This window comes from Algoriphagus pacificus (assembly GCF_017254845.1).
Lineage (GTDB): Bacteria > Bacteroidota > Bacteroidia > Cytophagales > Cyclobacteriaceae > Algoriphagus > Algoriphagus pacificus.
In genome coordinates this window covers 105,787-123,972 of the sequence record NZ_JAFKCU010000002.1, presented here as the reverse complement: position 1 = coordinate 123,972, position 18,186 = coordinate 105,787, and the positions used below count along the sequence as shown (strand labels likewise).

Below are 18,186 nucleotides of genomic sequence, written 5' to 3'. Positions count from 1 at the left end.
GCAAATTATTTTTAAATGTAACAAACCCTATAAAATTTATAGAGAATTACTTTTTCAATTCAGAAAATTCATATATTTGTCACACTAATTATTTGTATGACACAAGAGCAATTTGCAAGGTATTCGTTTCTACTTGATCGCACAGCGCGGAAAGTAAAGCAATATGCCCAGCAGCAGTTCAAATCAGGGGATTTTGATGTAACAGTGGATCAATGGCTGGTACTCAAAAACCTATCTGAAAACAAGCTGCTCAGTCAGACGGAGTTGGCTCAGTTGGTCTTCAAAGACCATCCTACCCTGACTAGAATAATTGATTTACTCTGCAAAAAAGGATATGTAGAGCGCGTACCACATCCGCAGGATAGAAGAAGTTTCCAACTTCATTTGACCGATGCGGGAACAGAAAAAGTGATTGCATTAAGGCCACAAATTCTAGAAATCAGAGAGAAAGCTTGGGAAAATCTTAGTGAAACTGATTTTGAAGAATTTAAAAGAATCTTAAATACCATCTATAAAAACCTAGGTGGCCAAGATATTGAGTAAAAAGTATTTGTTATACTAATTATATTTACACGAACAAAAGCATAAATCCAGGGTTTTACCTATAAAGTCAATAAACCATGATTCACACAGATCTTTGTATCATCGGAGCCGGCCCAGTTGGCCTTTTTGCAGTTTTCGAAGCAGGTTTGCTGAAAATGCGTTGCCACCTGATTGATGCGCTGCCACAAGTGGGCGGACAGCTTTCCGAAATTTATCCTCAGAAACCGATTTATGACATTCCAGGATACCCTGAAGTGAATGCGCAGGATCTTGTGGACAATTTGATGGAGCAGGCAAAACCATTTTCTCCTACGTTTACTTTGGGTGAGCGAGTGGATCATTTGGACAAGCAGGAGGACGGTTCGTTCATCGTGACTACTTCAGACAAGACACATGTACATGCAAAAGTGATTGTTATTGCAGGTGGTCTTGGTTGCTTCGAGCCAAGAAAACCTGTGGTAGAAAATCTAGAGCTTTTTGAAGGAAAGGGAATTACTTACATGGTGAAGAATCCAGAAACTTTCCGCGATAAGAATGTCATTCTTGCAGGTGGTGGTGATTCCGCTTTGGACTGGACTATTTTTCTTTCTAAAGTTGCTAAAAAAGTGACTTTGGTTCACAGAAATGAGACTTTCCGAGGAGCACCTGATTCTGCGGCTAAAGTTTTTGACTTGGCAAATCAAGGTAAAATTGACTTGATCCTTTCTGCTAACCTGAAGGAAGTTTCCGGAAATGGAAAACTGGATTCTGTGACTTTTGTAGACAAATCAAAAGCTGAAATCAAAATCGATACAGATTATTTGATTCCTCTTTTCGGGTTGAGTCCAAAGCTAGGCCCAATCGCTGATTGGGGACTTAGCATCGATAAAAACGCCATTGAGGTTGATACGAGAGATTATTCTACCGGCGTGGAGAGAATTTATGCCATCGGTGACATCAATACCTATCCAGGCAAATTGAAATTGATCCTTTGCGGATTCCATGAAGCTGCGATTATGATGCACTCTGCATTCAAATATGTGTATCCAGATCAGAAATTGAGCTTCAAATACACAACTGTTAATGGTGTAAATTCATTTTAATACTATTTTTGCGGCATGGTTAATTTCACTGTTGAAGATCACGACGGCAATCGTCAAGAAATAGAAGCTCCAGATGACATGGGCTTCAGCCTTATGGAGATTTTGAAAGCTTCAGAATATCCTGTTTTGGCCACTTGTGGGGGTATGGCACTTTGTGCGACTTGCCACATCGAAGTTTTGGAAGGAAAAGACGAGCTGGGTGAAGCTACTGATATCGAATTAGATCAGTTGGAAAATCTGCCGGAATACTTCCCTACTTCAAGATTGGCTTGCCAGATCCGAATAGGTGATATTTTGGAAGGAGCCGTTATCAAACTCAGAGGAGAAGATCAATAAAAGATAATATTCTTAATTACTCTAAAAGCCACTCAGAAATGGGTGGCTTTTTTTTATTTTAGAGCATGATGAAATGGTTAGCTACAAGCATCTTATTCATAAGCCTATCCAAATCATTTGCTTGCGATTGTGCCAATGTGAGATTTGATGAAGCATACAGAAGATCTTCCCATGTAGTTTCAGGAAAAATAATGGACATCTCTACTTTTGAAGTAAACCCTTCCCTCCTCAAGGTTCAATTTCAAGTGCATGAGAACTTTAAAGGTTCGAGTCTTTCTGAATTTTATATTGTAGACCCTAAAAAGGCAGATGGAATGTGTCACGTTTACCTGAAAGAGGGCCAGGAGATGTTGGTGTATTTAACATCTATTGAAGATGAACTCCCTTTTTTTGGTTATTGCTCTCGATCCTTTTCGCTTTCCGAATTAAAAGAAAGACCAAAGGAAATCGAAATCCTAAGAAAGGTTAGAGAAAGTCAGATTAACTACACCTCTATTTTCTTTATCGATAGCTTTAAAAATGAATTTTTTCAAAAGCTTAACCAACTGAAATCAAATGCATCAAACCCAAAATTTGGAATTTATGAAGTTGAAATAGATTACTTAAACTTTTGGACAGATGCAAGAGTTCTTGATGGTATTGATACCGAATTAGATCAAATGATCTTGGAATTAATTGAGAGTTCTAAATGGGAAGTAGATAGCTATTACTCCGATCGTCCGATCCCCACGATTGTGAAATTTTTCCTAGTGATTGAAAATGAATTTTGGGAACCTACCAACTCATTCCAGCTATTAGAATTTCAATAACTACCATTTCCTATTGGTCATATTCTACTTTTTTACTTTTGTAAATTAGTTTTTCCTGACTTTTCCCTAAACCATTTCATCACATTATAGGCTTTAGTTTGATTAATAAAATGTAGATTAGAATAAATTCATACTAAAATCTTATGATTCGCTTTTGCCTTCTTTTCTTTTTTACAACACTTAGCTTTAATACTTTCTCCCAAACCAAAGACATTACAAAAGAAAACTCTCAAGAAATAATAAACCTGATCAGTTCCTATTCAAAATCGAGAGATACCAAGGACACGGTTTTGCTTAAAAAGATCCTGACAAAAGACATTGATCAATTGGTTTCTTCTGGGGTATGGAGATCGGGAATCCAGGAAGCTATCAAAGGCATGATGGAAAGCTCAACCAGCAATCCTGGTGAAAGAACCTTGCATGTGGAAAAAATCAGATTTATGGCGGAGGAAGTTGCCCTAGTAGACGCCCGATATGAAATCAAAAATCCAGATGGATCAATCCGAAAAATGTGGAGCAGTTTTACAGTTGTGGATGATGGCAAAAGCTGGAGGATTTCTGCTATTCGGAATATGCTACCAGCTGGCAATTAAGTATTAATCAGTTGAGATAGTATCCGTTTTATCTCCCTTCTCGATTTTTCCCATCCGAATCCCCAATGTCAGCTCCAGCTCAATCGGAGATCCAATTTTTTCCTCTATTTCAGTTCTGATTTCATTAAAATCTGCATCTTTCAAATCGTTTTCAGAAAGAATGGTAACCGCTAATCGTAAGGGTTGCATATTGACAACTTTTACATTTCGAAGTAGACCATGCGGAATTTCTTGACCACTTAATTCTTGGATAATCCGATTTTCATTGACCATTTTCGAAAAGCTCAAAGCCAAGGGTGTGGCAATTGCAGCCAGCAAAACCAAGCTGATCACCAATCCCTTTTTTGCCAAGCGGAAAGGACTAAATCCCAAAGTCAAAAATGTCAAAGCCGCTGCGACAACTATCCCTGCTAAGTTGGTTCCCAGTAATAGCATAGCTCCAAAAAACACATTCCAATCTGCCCAACCTAATCCAATACCTGCTACAGCCAAAGGCGGAACTAAAGCCACAGAAATCGCGACCCCTGCCAAGGTTTTGGCAATTTCTTCTTTGCTATAAGCGTAAGCACCTGCCATCCCAGATGCAACAGCCACTCCCAAATCCAAGAGATTGGGGCGAATCCTTGCCAGAATCTGATCATTTAAAATCTGAAGTGGTGTTATCCAGGTAATCATCATAGAAAAGATCAATCCCAAAAGCACTCCCCAAAAAATGGTGATCAAACTATTTTTGATCAGTAAACCATCTTGGCGAAGCATTCCCATCGCCAGAGAAATAATAGGAGCCATCAATGGAGCTAAAATCATTGCTCCAATGACCACAGGCGATGAATTTCCAAATAAACCAAATGTGGCAATCATAGTAGAAAGTACCATCAAAACCAGGTAGGTACCTGTTGTTTGGGAATTGTCCTTGAGTAGTTTGAACAATTCTTTAAACTCCTCAGAAGTAGCATGTCTCACCCAAGGTAAGTAGCCTCTTGTCAATTCTTCTTTGAGCTTGCCAGTAGGTAGTGTATTTAGATTCTGAACCTCCTTCCCATTTCCCTGTTCGGATTCTAAAACAGTTTTTCCAGGTAAAATATGAACCGGCGTTTCATGAAGTTTTATCTTGATTTCAGTGTTTTCCTTTTCAACTCCATCAATTGCAAAATGCGTTTTCTCTTTGACTTTCAGATGGATTTCCTTGCCAGTAGCATAGCCTACAAACCTTGGGAGTTTATTTCCCTTGATAGGGAAAAAGAGGTTTTGAAGTGCAAAACGAATCAAAGAAATCAAGCTTTTTGGAGCGAAAATAAGTAAGTGAACAAGCTCATCTTTAAGTCCTGAATCTTTGATAATTCGCTTGAAGATTACATGACTTTGACATTGAGCCACGGCAATAATCCCCATGCTAGCAGTGGAGATGCTTTTATTTTCTTCCTTTTCATCCGGGAAACTGATTTCCACTTCTTGCAATTTGACCCTTCGGAAAACTTTGATGAATTGATGAAAACGGTTTTTCAAGCCTTCCCAAAAATTTGCGGATCTATCCCCATAAAAAATGCTTAGCGACTCCCCTATCACCAAGGAATTCAAAACCAACTCCTCATTGACTGTCATCAAATCAATGGCATCAACCTCTTTGGCTTCCAGAATTTCCTCCAGAGCCGATTCCATGTTTTTATTAATGCCAAAACCTTTTTGCCCGTGATCCAATTCAGGGTGAGGCAATAAGCCAATCGAGGTTTCTCGCTCACCGAATTGGGAAATTAAGTCCTTAAGTTGCGTATCAGAGATCAGACAAATCAAAAAATCTGAGTCTTTGATGGATTTTTTATCCAAATCTTGGACAGCTATTTCTTGAGAGGGCTTGGTCTCAAATAATTCTCTGACTTTGTCGACCTCCTCCTTATCCAGCTGATTATCAAATACAAAAATCCTTTTTTCCGCCATACCAAAAATTAGCTTTAATCCACCTGCTTTTGAAAGTTCAGATTCAAGTTCTAAAATTTCAAGAGTCTTTTAGACATTTCAGGTTAAAAATTGATGCCAATTCTGGTCAGTTTTTTCCAAAACTCAATTTATCTCCACCATTCATTGAAAAAATCAGGAAATCGCTTCATTCTGCTATATATTGAATCACCAACCATTTAAACAGCATTCTATGAAAAAATCATTTTTATTCATTCCTGCACTCTTTGCTGCAAGCATTGCCTTTTCGCAGGAAAAAATAGACCTACAAGCCATTGAAAAAATCAAAAAAGAGGGCCTTGAAAATTCCCAGGTCAATAAAATAGCATTTGAATTAGTCGATAAAGCAGGCCCTCGTCTCAGCAACTCCGAAGGATATAAAAGAGCAACGGATTATGCGGTAGAGCAATTGACCGCTTGGGGTTTGGAAAACGCCAAAACAGAAGCTTGGGGTGAATTTGGTCGAGGTTGGGAAATGGAAAAAAGCTACGTTGCCATGACCAAACCGTATTACATGCCATTTATTGCCATCCCAAAAGCCTGGACAGAAAGTACCAATGGCGAAGTAAGTGGAAAAGTGGTCTTCATCGAGGCTACTACCGAGGAAGATTTAGCTAAATACAAAGGCAAGCTGAAGGGAGCAATCATCGCCATTAAACCATCTGGAGATCAAAGTCCCACTTTTGAAGCTGACGCGACAAGATTCACGGAGGAAGAATTAAATGCCATGGCTGAGCCACCTGCGGAAAGAGCAGGAGGAAGTAGATTTACTCCTGAACAAATGCAGGCGCTACGTGCAGCGAGGGCATTTTCCATGAGAATCTCTGAGTTTTTGAATGAGGAAGGAGCAGCTTTGATCATCAAAGGTGTAAATGGAAGACATGGAACTTTATTCACCAGCAGCCCAAGAGGTTATTTAAAGGATACGCCAGTGGGAGTTCCTGAATTGGAAACTGCACCTGAAAATGTAAACCTCCTAGCAAGGCTTGTTGAAAATGGGGTTGATGTGGAGGTAGAAGCAGAAATCAAAAGCAGATACCTGACAGATGATTTGCAAGGCTATAATGTCATTGCTGAAATCCCGGGAACGGATCCTTCTTTAAAATCTGAACTGGTTATGCTTGGTGGTCACTTGGATTCATGGCATGGTGCCAATGGTGCTACTGATAATGCGGCTGGTTGTATCGTGATGATGGAAGCAGTGAGAATTCTAAAAGCTACGGGACTTCAACCTAAAAGGACAATCAGAATTGCACTTTGGGGAGGAGAAGAACAAGGACTTCATGGTTCAAGAAACTATGTTCAAAATCATTTCGCAGACAGAGCAAGCATGGAATTAAAACCGGACCATGAGAAGCTTTCTGCTTACTACAATATCGATAACGGAACAGGTAAAATCAGAGGGATTTATTTGCAGGGAAATGAGGCTGTAGGTCCTATTTTCGATCAATGGTTTAAGCCGGTGGATGATCTCATTGAAAACAGAACAATCACAATTCGTGATACCGGAGGAACAGATCATCAGAGTTTCGATGCAGTGGGCCTTCCTGGCTTCCAATTTATCCAGGATCCTATCGAATATAGAACCAGAACCCATCACACCAACATGGATAATTTCGAAAGATTGGAGTTGGATGATTTGCGTCAAATGGCAGTTATCGTAGCCTCATTCGTTTATAATACAGCGCAAAGAGATGAAAAATTACCAAGGGAAGAACTTCCTAAAGTGAACTAAATATTCAACAAAGTCGGAATGATTTAAGCCTGATAGATTTCTAATTCTATCAGGCTTTTTTTTAATGAATTCACCAATAAATATTTATTGTTAATACCCTGAATTTTAGATAGTTTAGACCCATGTGATTTCAATAAGTGGAATCCAGCGACCACTTTAAAAAACGGGGCGAATCCGAAAAGCCAAACGAGTAGGATCACTTAATTTTTATCAATATGCCCAAGTTTGTAATCGAAAGAGAGATCCCCGGTGCGGGAAGCCTCTCTGCTGAAGACCTGAAGGGAATTTCTCAAACCTCCTGCAATGTTTTAAGGAAAATGGGATCTGAAATTCAGTGGCTTCACAGCTATGTAACAGGAGACAAAATCTACTGTGTTTACATAGCTCCAAATGAAGAAATGGTGCGGGAACATGCAAAACAGGGAGGCTTTCCAGCCAACAATGTAGCAGTAGTTTCAACCATCATTGATCCTACCACTTCTGAGTAAAAATTATTTGAAGGATGCTTTAATTAAGGCATCCTTCACTTTTTATAGAATTTGACTTAGTTTCATGCTTTAATCCCCAGAAAATTGAGTCAGAATAAAGCCATTTTTAACTGGAGCGGAGGGAAAGATTCAGCATTAGCCCTTTACAAAATCCAGCAATCCCAAAATTTTGAAATCCTCACTTTACTTACCAGCATAAGTCAAAAGTTTGAAAGAATCTCCATGCATGGAGTTCGGAAGGAGCTCTTGGTTTTACAGGCAAAAAGTCTAAAAATTCCTTTAACAGAGATGGTGGTTCCTGATATGCCAACTATGGAGGCGTACGAACAGGCTATGCGGAATACTTTGAACCCTCTGATCAACCAAGGAGCTACACATTCCATATTCGGGGATATTTTTCTGGAAGACCTGCGAACTTATAGGGAAAACAAACTAGCAGAAGTTGGATTGGAAGGAGTATTTCCTCTTTGGAAACAACCCACAGATCGTCTGATTCAGGAGTTTCTGGATCTTGGGTTCAAAACCATCACCACTTGTGTTAATGAAAAATATCTCAGCCAGGATTTTGCAGGGAGAATCATTGATGAGGATTTTCTTAAAGATCTTCCCAAAACCGTGGATCCATGTGGTGAGAATGGCGAGTTCCATACTTTTGTCTTTGACGGTCCAATCTTTGAAAATCCTATTCCTTTTGAAGTTGGAGAGACTATTTACCGGAAATATGAGGCTCCAAAAAAAGAGAACTCCGAAGACTGCTTCCAAGATGATCATAAAAAAGAGGATCCCTATGCCTTTGGATTTTGGTTTACTGATTTGATTGGGATTGAATAAATTATAAAAGCCAATCTTTATTGTCTCGGATCGAAACAATAATTTTTATAAGTTTATTGCAGAAGAAATAAACCTATAAATGACCATCACACCTTCTTATCCCTTCCATAAAAAGTTTTCAAGATCTAAAAATAGAATCGGATGTTAGCCTTTTGGGGAGTTGTTACCATTGTCATGCTTTTTATCCTTGTGATTGGTAAAAAGACCTCTCCTGTTATCGCTTTGATTTTGATCCCTGTCATCACTGGAATTTTAGCGGGTTTCTGGAAAGAGCTTCCTTCTCTCATTGGTACAGGCCTTTTGAATATCGCCCCTACGGGATTGATGTTCGTATTTGCGATCTTGTTTTTTGGAATCTTGATGGATGCCGGAACCTTTGATCCCATTATCGATCGACTTTTGGCTTTCGCAGGAAATGATCCCCTAAAAATCTCCATTGCTACGGCCATATTAGCGATGCTTATTCACTTAGATGGCTCTGGAGCAGTCACTTTTTTAATCGCTGTGCCGGCAATGACACCAGTTTATGATCGTATGAAAATGAGCCGATTGACATTGGCCTCCATTGTGGCTTTGTCCGCTGGAACCATGAATATTCTCCCTTGGGGTGGACCTACCTTGAGAGCCTCCACTTCACTGAATATTCCCGTCACGGAGCTTTTCAATCCAATATTGATTCCTGTATTAGTGGGATTAACCTGTGTTTTAGTCATCGCTTATTATTTCGGTTTACAGGAACGTAAAAACATAAATTTCTCAGGAACAGAAAAGCATCAGACCAATCAGCCTAAAGTTTCAGAGAAAAAAGAACTGGCAAGACCTAAGCTATTTTGGCTCAATGTGCTTTTTGTTTTGGTGACTATCAGTTGTATGATTTTCAATCTAGCACCGCCACATATCGTCTTTATGATAGCTTTTGCGATTGCGCTTCTAATAAATTACCCAAAAGTATCCGAGCAAAAAGCCCGTATCGATGCTCACGCCAAAGAAGCTATGCTGATGGCCAGTATTCTGTTTGCAGCAGGTTGCTTTACGGGAATCCTGAAAGGAACAGGAATGACTGAGGCAATGGCGGGAGAAGTTGTAAATTTAATCCCAGAACAAGTAGGCAGGCAAATACCGCTTATTACAGGTATTTTTGCGATGCCAGCTAGTCTATTATTCGATCCCGACTCATTTTATTTCGGCATTCTGCCTCTTCTTTCGACCAGTGCCGAATACTTTCAAGCTTCAGGTTTGGAAGTGGGAAGAGCAGCCATTTTAGGACAAATGACAACAGGATTTGCGGTGAGTCCTTTGACTGGTTCTACCTTTTTGCTGATCGGATTAGCAGGAGTAGAATTGGGAGAGCATCAGAAAAAAACGATCCCTTGGGCGTTTTTGATCACATTAATCATGGTGTTTGTGGCCATACTAATTGGAGCCATTTCGGTTTAAAATCATGAAGAAGGAATTTGTAAGAATCGGTTGTGGTGCTGGCTTCTCTGGAGATAGATTGGAGCCTGCCGTCATCTTGGCCAAGGAAGGAAATCTTGATTATTTGGTGCTGGAATGCCTAGCCGAAAGGACTATTTCTTTGGCACAAAAGCGCAAGAAAAAGGATCCGAACCTTGGTTATGATCCTCTTTTGGAAAGAAGAATTGAAAGTCTTTTACCCATTTTGGTTCAAAAAAATATCCGCCTGATTTCCAACATGGGTGCTGCAAATCCTTTGGCTGGTGGCAAAAAAATCCTCGAAATCGCCCAAAAACTGGGAATTGATATTACTGTTGCGGTAGTCCATGGAGATGATGTTTTCGAGTTACTTTCCGGAGATGAATCGACTTTGGAATCCGGAAAACCAATCAAGGACTATGGCAACTTACTTTCCGCCAACGCTTATCTGGGAATTGATGCGATTTTACCAGCCCTCCAAACCAACGCAACGATTATTCTCACAGGAAGAGTGGCTGATCCTTCTTTGTTTTTGGCACCTCTAGTTCATGAATTTGGCTGGGATCCACAGGACTCAAATCTAATGGGCCAAGGAACTGTCATCGGTCATTTGATGGAATGTGCAGGGCAAATAACTGGGGGATATTTTGCAGATCCTGTGACCAAACCTGTTCCTGACATGGATAAACTCGGCCATCCAATTGCCGAAGTGGGAATTAATGGAACTGCCAAAATCACAAAAGTGGATGGAACCGGCGGGATAATTACTCGGCAAACTGCGAAAGAACAACTCCTCTATGAAGTCTTGGATCCACATGGATATTTCACTCCAGATGTGGTCGCTGATTTTTCCAAAGTTAGCATTATCGAATCGGGTGAAAATGAAATAAGCGTTTCAGGTGGAGCGGGTCAAAAAGCTCCAGAAACACTTAAAGTCAGTGTGGGATATGAGGCTGGCTTTCTTGGCGAAGGGGAAATTTCATATGCAGGAGCCCATGCAAAAGAACGAGCTATGCTGGCAGGAGAAATCATCGAGAAGCGAATCAAATCTCAATTTGATGAATTTAGAGTGGACTATATCGGAATGAGCTCCCTTCATGGTTTATCACTTTCCCAATCCTCGAACCCTTATGAAGTAAGGCTTAGAGTGGCAGGAAAAACCCAAGATCAAAACAAGGCATCACTCGTAGGTGAGGAAGTTGAAGCTTTGTACACTAACGGGCCAGCTGGTGGTGGTGGTGCTCGAAAAAATACTACAGAGCTCGTAGGGGTAGTTTCTATTTTGATGGACAGAAAGAAAATAAAACCACTCTTAACAATCATTAACTCTAAACCAGGCTCCGATGAAAATTAAACTTGCAGAAATCGCTCACGGAAGAGCTGGAGACAAAGGGAATACCCTCCTACTATCTGTTATCCCATTTGAGGAGAAGTATTTTTCTGCGATAGAAAACCAAATCACTGCTAAGAAGGTGAAAGAATTTTTAGCTCATCAATTGAAAGGAGAAGTCAAAAGGTTTTCCTTGCCCGAACTTCATGCCTTTCAATTTATTTGTGAAGAATCATTAGGGACTGGAGTCACCACATCCATTGCTATGGATGCACATGGAAAATCACTAAGTTATGCCTTGTTGGAAATGGAAATTGAGATTGATAGCTCAGGAAAAAGCCTCTAGAAATTTCTACTCGTGATTTGCCTCAGCCATTTCCCTCAATCTATTGATGCAATGATCCAAGGATCGGTAATGATGGTAAATTCCTTTCCAGACATTCCCCTTTCCCACTGTTTTCAACTCAGGTTGCTTGTCTAAACCTCCTGAATACCAATCTCCATTTTCATGGTCAATCAGGTAGGTATCGGTATAACCCCAAAGCTTTAAAAACTTGCCATAATAGTCATGGGGATCCTCAGGATACAATTCTGCCATCAATAAAAGTGCATTCATCCCTTCTGCCTGAGCCCACCAATTTTTAGTGTCATGGGTGATTTGAAATCCATCTAGGAAATAATAACCTTCATCATAAAAGCCTCCCACGGATTCATCCCAACCATTTTCTAAGGCATGATCTATCATCTTTTTGGCAATCGTATGAGTCTTTTCATCATTTTCCAAACCTAAAGTTTCAGAGGCCTCAATCATCAAAAAACCCGTTTCCACATCATGCCCAAAAGAAACATGATCCAGATTGTGATGTGCCAAGATCACCTCATCAGTGGAATCCCGAAATGTAACTGGATTCCAATCGGGATGTAAAAAAAGCGTCAAATATCCTTTTTCAGTGACTATCTGATCCCGTATCAGCAAAAGCATTTCTTCCAATCGCTCTTTCAAAAGCGGATCCGGCCAAACATGATATAGCTCGGTGAAAGCTTCTAAAATATGAATGGAGCTGTTTTGATCTTTGTAGCCTAAATCCGAAGTAGATGGTGTATCGGCAGGACGGGAAATTGGAGTTCCATCTGGTTCTAAATGCTGGTAATAACCGCCATCAATTGAATCATGCGCATGTTTATCCAACCAATAAAAAGCCTCCTTCGCAAGTGAAAGGGCTTCTGGATTTCCAGAAGACTGATAATAGGCTGCCAAAGCAAAAATCCCGAAAGCATTTCCATAGGCAGTTTTCATGGGATTCCCGATTTGTTGCCCCTGTTTGTCCACCAACCAATAAAATCCTCCATTTTCCCAATCCCACATCTTTTCTCTAAGGAATTCAAAACCATGGGCAGCGCCTTGATTGCAGTACTCCACATCAGGATACTTTTCGGAAGCTTTGGCATTTGTCCATACGTGCCTGGACTGTGTGACAATCATCTTCTCCTGCTTTTCTCCAGGAATAAAATCGTAGGAGAAATTGCTAAGAAACCCACCATCCACTGTATCCATGGATTGAGGATACCATTTATCAAGCACCTCAGTTTTGAGGTGCTTCTCCATCTTATCAGCTAAAATAATTTTAGCATCCACTTGCTCTTCATTTTCAGCACAAGAAAAAAAAGCTAGGCAGGCAAATAGAAAAACAGAGAGAGATCCCTTCATGGTATTAATTTCAAATGAGGAAGAAATAGGTATTTATTCGTCAATCAACTTTTCAAGAATCTTTATAGCGGCTTCAGCTAATACAGTCCCCGGTCCAAATACCGCCGCAACTCCAGCATCAAAAAGAAAATCATAATCCTTTGTTGGAATCACACCTCCCGCAACTACCATTATATCAGGCCTTCCGAGATTCTTCAATGCCTGAATCAATTGTGGCACCAAAGTCTTATGGCCAGCAGCTAAAGAAGATGCCCCTACAATGTGAACATCATTTTCTATCGCCTGTTCTGCGACTTCTTCAGGAGTCTGAAACAAAGGCCCGATATCCACATCAAATCCGAGATCCGCAAATCCTGTTGCAATTACTTTGGCTCCCCGATCATGACCATCCTGCCCCATTTTTGCAACCATAATACGTGGTCTACGACCTTCCATCTCAGCAAATTGATCTGAAAGAGCAATGGCTTTTTGAAAGGATTCCTGATTTTTCACTTCTGCTGAATAAACTCCAGTAATAGATTTAGTCTGTGCCTGATGTCTTCCGAAAGCAACTTCCATCGCATCAGAGATTTCTCCTAAAGTAGCTCTTTTTCTAGCTGCCTCAATCGCAATTTCCAGCAAATTGCCTTCTCCCGTACGGGCTACCTCAGTTAGTTTTTGAAGACAATCCTCCACTTCTTGCTGATTCCTTTTAGCCCTTAGTTCTTTCAGTCTAGCAATTTGAGATTCTCTAACAGCTTGATTATCTACATCCCTGACTTCCACTTCCGATTCTTCGTCAACTTGGAAGCGATTCACCCCAACGATGATGTCTTTTCCACTGTCTATCCTTGCTTGCTTTTTGGCCGCCGCCTCTTCTATTCTCAATTTAGGTAGTCCAGCTTCAATTGCTTTTGCCATGCCTCCTAATTCTTCCACTTCTTCGATCAACTCCCAAGCTCTTTTAGCCAATTGATTCGTCAGATATTCCACATAATAGGATCCTCCCCAAGGGTCAACCACATCTGTTATTCCAGTTTCATCCTGCAATACCAATTGAGTATTTCTAGCGATTCTGGCAGAGAAATCAGTAGGCAAAGCTATGGCTTCGTCCAAAGAATTTGTATGAAGTGACTGGGTGCCTCCCATTGCTGCTGCAAGGGCCTCAATGGCTGTTCTAGTGACATTATTGAATGGATCTTGCTCGGTAAGAGACCAACCCGAAGTCTGGCAATGGGTACGAAGTGCAAGAGATTTATTGGATTTTGGATTGAATTTTTTAACGATTTTAGCCCAAAGCATTCTAGCTGCTCTCATTTTGGCGATTTCCATAAAATGATTCATGCCTATTGCCCAAAAGAAAGAAAGCCTCGGAGCGAAATCATCAATGTCCAAGCCTGCTTTGATTCCTGTTCGGAGGTATTCCCAACCATCAGCCAAGGTATAAGCCAATTCCAAATCCGCTGTTGCACCTGCCTCTTGCATATGATAACCCGAAATGGAAATCGAATTGTATTTAGGCATTTTGGCTGCGGTAAACTCAAAAATATCGGCAATGATTTTCATAGAAGGCTGGGGCGGATAGATGTAGGTATTCCTGACCATGAATTCCTTCAGGATATCATTTTGAATGGTTCCGCTGAGTGCTTCAGGCTTTACTCCTTGCTCCTCGGCTGCAACTATGTAAAAAGCCAAAACCGGGATCACGGCTCCATTCATGGTCATAGAAACGGACATCTGATCCAGAGGAATCTGGTCAAAAAGAATCTTCATGTCCTCTACAGAATCGATGGCAACCCCAGCTTTTCCCACATCTCCTACCACTCTTGGGTGATCAGAATCATAACCTCGGTGAGTAGCCAAATCAAAAGCTACAGAGAGTCCTTTTTGCCCGGCTGCTAGATTTCTCCTATAAAAAGCATTGGACTCTTCAGCGGTACTGAAACCAGCATATTGACGAATGGTCCATGGACGCATGCTATACATTGTGCTATAAGGTCCTCTCAGATAGGGAGGTATTCCTGCAGCAAAATCAATATGTGGAAGATCAGAAATTTCCTTTTTATCAAATTTCGCAGGAATTTCAATCTCTTCAGCGGACTTCCAAAGTTCTTCAGAGTCCTGCTTTGTTGTAGGAAAATTTAGACTTTTCCAGTTTTCTAAATCAGGTCTCATGAGTTTTTCAAAGTTTTTGATTCCAATAAATAACTAGCTCTACAAGGCTTCAATTCAAATTCCTTTTCCTGGAAATCAATAAAAGTCCCATTAGTAGCTGCTTTATCTAAATACTTATTTGATCCGACAGAAACCTGTTTCCCGTCAAGAAAAAGATGTTGAATCTCCTTCCTTCTTTTCCTGACTTCCTCATGAATTTTTCTGCTTTCAAAAGCCTTCAACCAGCCTCCATCATTTTCCAAGTCTTTCAATTGGCTCAAAACAGAAGTTTTAAGGTCATCTATGAGATTTTCAACATAATAAGACCCGGCGCTGGGATCCATCACTTTGTTCAGGTAGCTCTCTTCTTTTAAAATGATGGACACATTTCTAGCTATTCTCTTCCGAAAATCAGAGTTTTCTTCTTCTACATCTCTGATCCAAATCCCATTTCCTCCACCTAGGATTGCAGCCATACCTTCATAAGTCTGCCGAATCAAATTGGTATTGAGATCTATCAGAGATTTACTCCAAGTACTAGTGGATACTATAAAATGGAGTTGAGATGGATCTAGATTCTGACCAAGATTTGCAGCCAATTCTAAGAGCAAAATCCTGAAAGACTTCAGTTTAGCAATCTCAGGGAAATAATGCCCTCCAACGGAAGCATAAAATGCTGTACTATCAAAAAGCATGGCTACAGAAACCCCCTTTTTTATCATTGCATCCATCCATTCGATCATTTCCCCCAGTCCAAATCCCAATTGTTGGATTCCTGAAGCACCAGCATCAGCATAGCGGGCAATATCAAGAGTCAATGGATAAAACTCCAAATAAGCCGAGAACCGGTCTATCATGTCTTTTGCCAAATCAAGGGATTCCTGAAATCCTTCACCTGTTAAGAATAGCTCAGTTGTTGGGGACCAAAGAACCGCCCCACGTAACATGGACGGTTTTAATTGAACCGATTCACGCCATTCCCAAATCTGACTGTAGACCAATCGGGCATTTCGGATAGGTGAAAAATAAATGTGAATGAATTCTGTCAGAACCCCTTTTAGAAGTTGATTTAAATCTTCCGAACCGTCCAAGTGTATTAATAATGCGTCTGCTCCAGACTCTAAGGCTGCCAAAATCTTTTTATTGGCACCTTTATCATCCACCGGTTTGATGGAGTAAATGGTATTCCAAGATCTTGGAGAAAAGCCAGGCAATTTAGGTTCAGGATTGAAATCTAGCTGCTCATGGATAGCAGGCAGCTCTTCACTGGTGTAGTAGGGTTCAATTTTGATTTCATCCCATAATTCCTTCACAAGTGTGGTATCGAAATCTTTTCCTTTCAGATCTTTTTTAACCTGATCAATCCAATCAGATTTAGAAGATGAAGGAAAATCAAAAAAAGAATCTTTTGTCATATTGGGTTTGTATTCTTGAATCTAAAATTTGAATTCAGTCTAATCAAAATTAACCATTTGCTTCTGAAAGCCCTAACGAATAGATTTCTCTGAAAAAAGACGACATGCAAAACCAGTTAAATCATTGAAATTCAGTAGAGAGAGAAAGCCTTCCTATTAAATAAAGTAATGGTTTTTCAGATTATCACAATAGAATTAAACAGGTTGGTTCAATTTTCGCGGCCAAATTTCATTTTATGGTTAAATTTTAAATGTCCAAAAAATCACATTTTCAATTGAAATTGGATTTTTTATTTACCTGATTTTTCTCCAAATTTGACACCCCTGTAATCTCAGGGTTATCAGATTTTCAGAAATCTTCTCTAATGAGTTCAGAAGCTAGCGCCGTTTGGAATGAATGTTTACGTGTGATTGAACAACACGTCAATGAGCAGAGCTTTTCGACTTGGTTTAAGCCTATCAATCCCGTTAAACTTGAAGGAACCAATCTCACGATTCAGGTTCCAAGCCAGTTTTTTTACGAATGGTTGGAGGATAATTATGTGCAGGTGTTAAAACTTGCCATCAAAACCACATTAGGGCAAGGTGGCAGATTGGAATATGCAGTGGTTGTAGACAGAGGAAATTCCTCCAATCAGCCTTATGTAGTTTCCTATCCACAGGGAAATAATGGTAAAAAGGGAGGCCCTTCAGCAGCAGAAGAGCAAAGAACTCCTTTTGAAATGAAATCCTTGGATGCGGAGGCTTTGACTCAAAGCAATCTGAATCCTAATTATACTTTCAGTGCCTACATCGAGGGTGACTGTAACCGTCTGGCTAGATCGGCTGGGTTTGCAGTAGCTACCAAACCTGGAATCACTTCTTTTAACCCTTTGATGGTTTATGGAGGAGTGGGACTTGGTAAAACCCACTTGGTGCAGGCCATAGGAAACGAAATCAAAAATGGTCCAGAGGACAAATTTGTACTTTATGTTTCCTCTGAAAAGTTTGTAAATCAATTCATGGATTCCATCAAAGATGGTAACGTGAAGAGCTTTACTAATTTTTACATGCAGGTGGATGTACTGATTATCGATGATATTCAATTTTTAGCAGGAAAAGACAGAACACAGGAGATGTTCTTCCACATTTTCAACCACTTGCACCAAAACAAAAAGCAGATCATCATGACTTCCGATTGTCCTCCAAGGGATTTGAAGGGTCTGGAAGAACGATTGCTATCTCGTTTTAAATGGGGTTTGACTGCAGATTTGCAAATGCCTGACTTCGAAACAAGGGTAGCCATCATTAGAAGAAAAATGCAATCTGAAGGAATATATATTCCTGATGATGTGGTCGAATACCTAGCTTACACAGTGGATACCAATGTCCGTGAATTGGAAGGTATTTTGATTTCTTTGATCGCCCATGCTTCTTTGAGCCGAGTGGAAATCAGTTTGGAACTGGCCAAAACGGTCATGAAAAACATCATCAAAGACATCGAAACTGAAGTTGGGATAGATTACATCCAAAAAACTGTTTCCGAATATTACGGGATTGCTTTGGATGATCTAAAAGCCAAGACTCGAAAAAAAGAAATCGTAGTTGCCAGACAGGTGGCCATGTATTTCTCCAAAGAATTCACCAATCATTCCCTTAAATCCATCGGATATCATTTTGGCGGAAGGGATCACTCGACAGTGATTCATGCGGTTCAAACCGTAAACGATCTGATGGAAACTGACAGTTCTTTCAGAAATGCTGTCAACGAATTGAAGAAGAAATTCAAAATGAGATCCTATTAATTCAGGATCTAC

16 protein-coding genes are annotated in these 18,186 nt (G+C 40.2%); 12 read left to right on the top strand and 4 right to left on the bottom strand.

Translation table 11 applies throughout. The features are described 5' to 3' along the window. The first annotated feature begins 96 nt into the window (after window positions 1-96). The 5 genes from J0A69_RS07385 (at window position 97) to J0A69_RS07365 (ending at window position 3,363) form a co-directional block, all read left to right on the top strand. Window positions 97-543: a MarR family winged helix-turn-helix transcriptional regulator gene (locus J0A69_RS07385; protein WP_206585929.1), complete on the top strand. Its 447-nt coding sequence runs from the start codon at window positions 97-99 to the stop codon at window positions 541-543. A 77-nt stretch (window positions 544-620) separates the two neighbouring features. After that, window positions 621-1,625 (top strand): NAD(P)/FAD-dependent oxidoreductase, encoded by a 1,005-nt coding sequence (locus J0A69_RS07380; RefSeq protein ID WP_206585928.1) that lies wholly within the window; start codon window positions 621-623, stop codon window positions 1,623-1,625. Window positions 1,626-1,640: 15 nt separating this feature from the next. Beyond that, window positions 1,641-1,961 carry a 2Fe-2S iron-sulfur cluster-binding protein gene (locus J0A69_RS07375; RefSeq protein ID WP_184492614.1) on the top strand — a complete coding sequence of 107 codons (321 nt, stop codon included), beginning with the start codon at window positions 1,641-1,643 and terminating at the stop codon, window positions 1,959-1,961. 65 nt (window positions 1,962-2,026) lie between these two features. After that, window positions 2,027-2,770 (top strand): hypothetical protein, encoded by a 744-nt coding sequence (locus J0A69_RS07370; protein WP_206585927.1) that lies wholly within the window; start codon window positions 2,027-2,029, stop codon window positions 2,768-2,770. Between the two features lie 143 nt (window positions 2,771-2,913). Then, window positions 2,914-3,363, top strand: coding sequence for a YybH family protein (locus J0A69_RS07365; protein ID WP_206585926.1), 450 nt, complete (start codon window positions 2,914-2,916; stop codon window positions 3,361-3,363). 3 nt (window positions 3,364-3,366) lie between these two features. Here the strand turns inward: J0A69_RS07365 and J0A69_RS07360 are convergent, their stop codons facing one another. Beyond that, entirely contained in the window at window positions 3,367-5,298 is a 1,932-nt protein-coding gene (locus J0A69_RS07360; RefSeq protein WP_206585925.1) for a TIGR00341 family protein, read from the bottom strand. Window positions 5,299-5,509: 211 nt separating this feature from the next. Between J0A69_RS07360 and J0A69_RS07355 the strand changes: the two genes are divergently transcribed. The 6 genes from J0A69_RS07355 (at window position 5,510) to J0A69_RS07330 (ending at window position 11,480) form a co-directional block, all read left to right on the top strand. After that, window positions 5,510-7,051, top strand: a complete 1,542-nt coding sequence (locus J0A69_RS07355; RefSeq protein ID WP_206585924.1) for a M20/M25/M40 family metallo-hydrolase — start codon at window positions 5,510-5,512, stop codon at window positions 7,049-7,051. A gap of 215 nt (window positions 7,052-7,266) precedes the next feature. Further along, window positions 7,267-7,539, top strand: coding sequence for a DUF4242 domain-containing protein (locus J0A69_RS07350; RefSeq protein ID WP_206585923.1), 273 nt, complete (start codon window positions 7,267-7,269; stop codon window positions 7,537-7,539). Between the two features lie 84 nt (window positions 7,540-7,623). Beyond that, a complete protein-coding gene (locus tag J0A69_RS07345; protein WP_206585922.1) occupies window positions 7,624-8,370 on the top strand; it encodes a Dph6-related ATP pyrophosphatase in 747 nt (248 codons plus the stop codon). 141 nt (window positions 8,371-8,511) lie between these two features. Further along, window positions 8,512-9,807, top strand: a complete 1,296-nt coding sequence (locus J0A69_RS07340; protein WP_206585921.1) for a CitMHS family transporter — start codon at window positions 8,512-8,514, stop codon at window positions 9,805-9,807. A gap of 4 nt (window positions 9,808-9,811) precedes the next feature. Next, the gene (locus J0A69_RS07335; protein WP_206585920.1) at window positions 9,812-11,158 is read left to right on the top strand and encodes an acyclic terpene utilization AtuA family protein; all 1,347 of its coding nucleotides are present in this window, start codon (window positions 9,812-9,814) and stop codon (window positions 11,156-11,158) included. After that, a complete protein-coding gene (locus J0A69_RS07330; protein WP_206585919.1) occupies window positions 11,148-11,480 on the top strand; it encodes an AtuA-related protein in 333 nt (110 codons plus the stop codon). The genes J0A69_RS07335 and J0A69_RS07330 overlap by 11 nt, the downstream gene beginning before the upstream one ends. Window positions 11,481-11,486: 6 nt before the next feature. Here the strand turns inward: J0A69_RS07330 and J0A69_RS07325 are convergent, their stop codons facing one another. The 3 genes from J0A69_RS07325 to J0A69_RS07315 are packed head-to-tail and all read right to left on the bottom strand — an operon-like array spanning window position 11,487 to window position 16,390. Then, the gene (locus J0A69_RS07325; protein WP_206585918.1) at window positions 11,487-12,842 is read right to left on the bottom strand and encodes an AGE family epimerase/isomerase; all 1,356 of its coding nucleotides are present in this window, start codon (window positions 12,840-12,842) and stop codon (window positions 11,487-11,489) included. Window positions 12,843-12,875: 33 nt separating this feature from the next. Continuing rightward, a complete protein-coding gene (scpA, locus tag J0A69_RS07320) occupies window positions 12,876-14,996 on the bottom strand; it encodes a methylmalonyl-CoA mutase (RefSeq protein WP_206585917.1) in 2,121 nt (706 codons plus the stop codon). Continuing rightward, window positions 14,993-16,390, bottom strand: a complete 1,398-nt coding sequence (locus tag J0A69_RS07315; RefSeq protein WP_206585916.1) for a methylmalonyl-CoA mutase family protein — start codon at window positions 16,388-16,390, stop codon at window positions 14,993-14,995. Before J0A69_RS07315 ends, scpA begins: the two co-directional genes overlap by 4 nt. A gap of 365 nt (window positions 16,391-16,755) precedes the next feature. On the opposite strand from J0A69_RS07315, the gene dnaA reads away from it, so the two are divergent. Further along, window positions 16,756-18,174: a chromosomal replication initiator protein DnaA gene (gene dnaA / locus J0A69_RS07310; RefSeq protein ID WP_206585915.1), complete on the top strand. Its 1,419-nt coding sequence runs from the start codon at window positions 16,756-16,758 to the stop codon at window positions 18,172-18,174. Window positions 18,175-18,186: the final 12 nt, after the last annotated feature.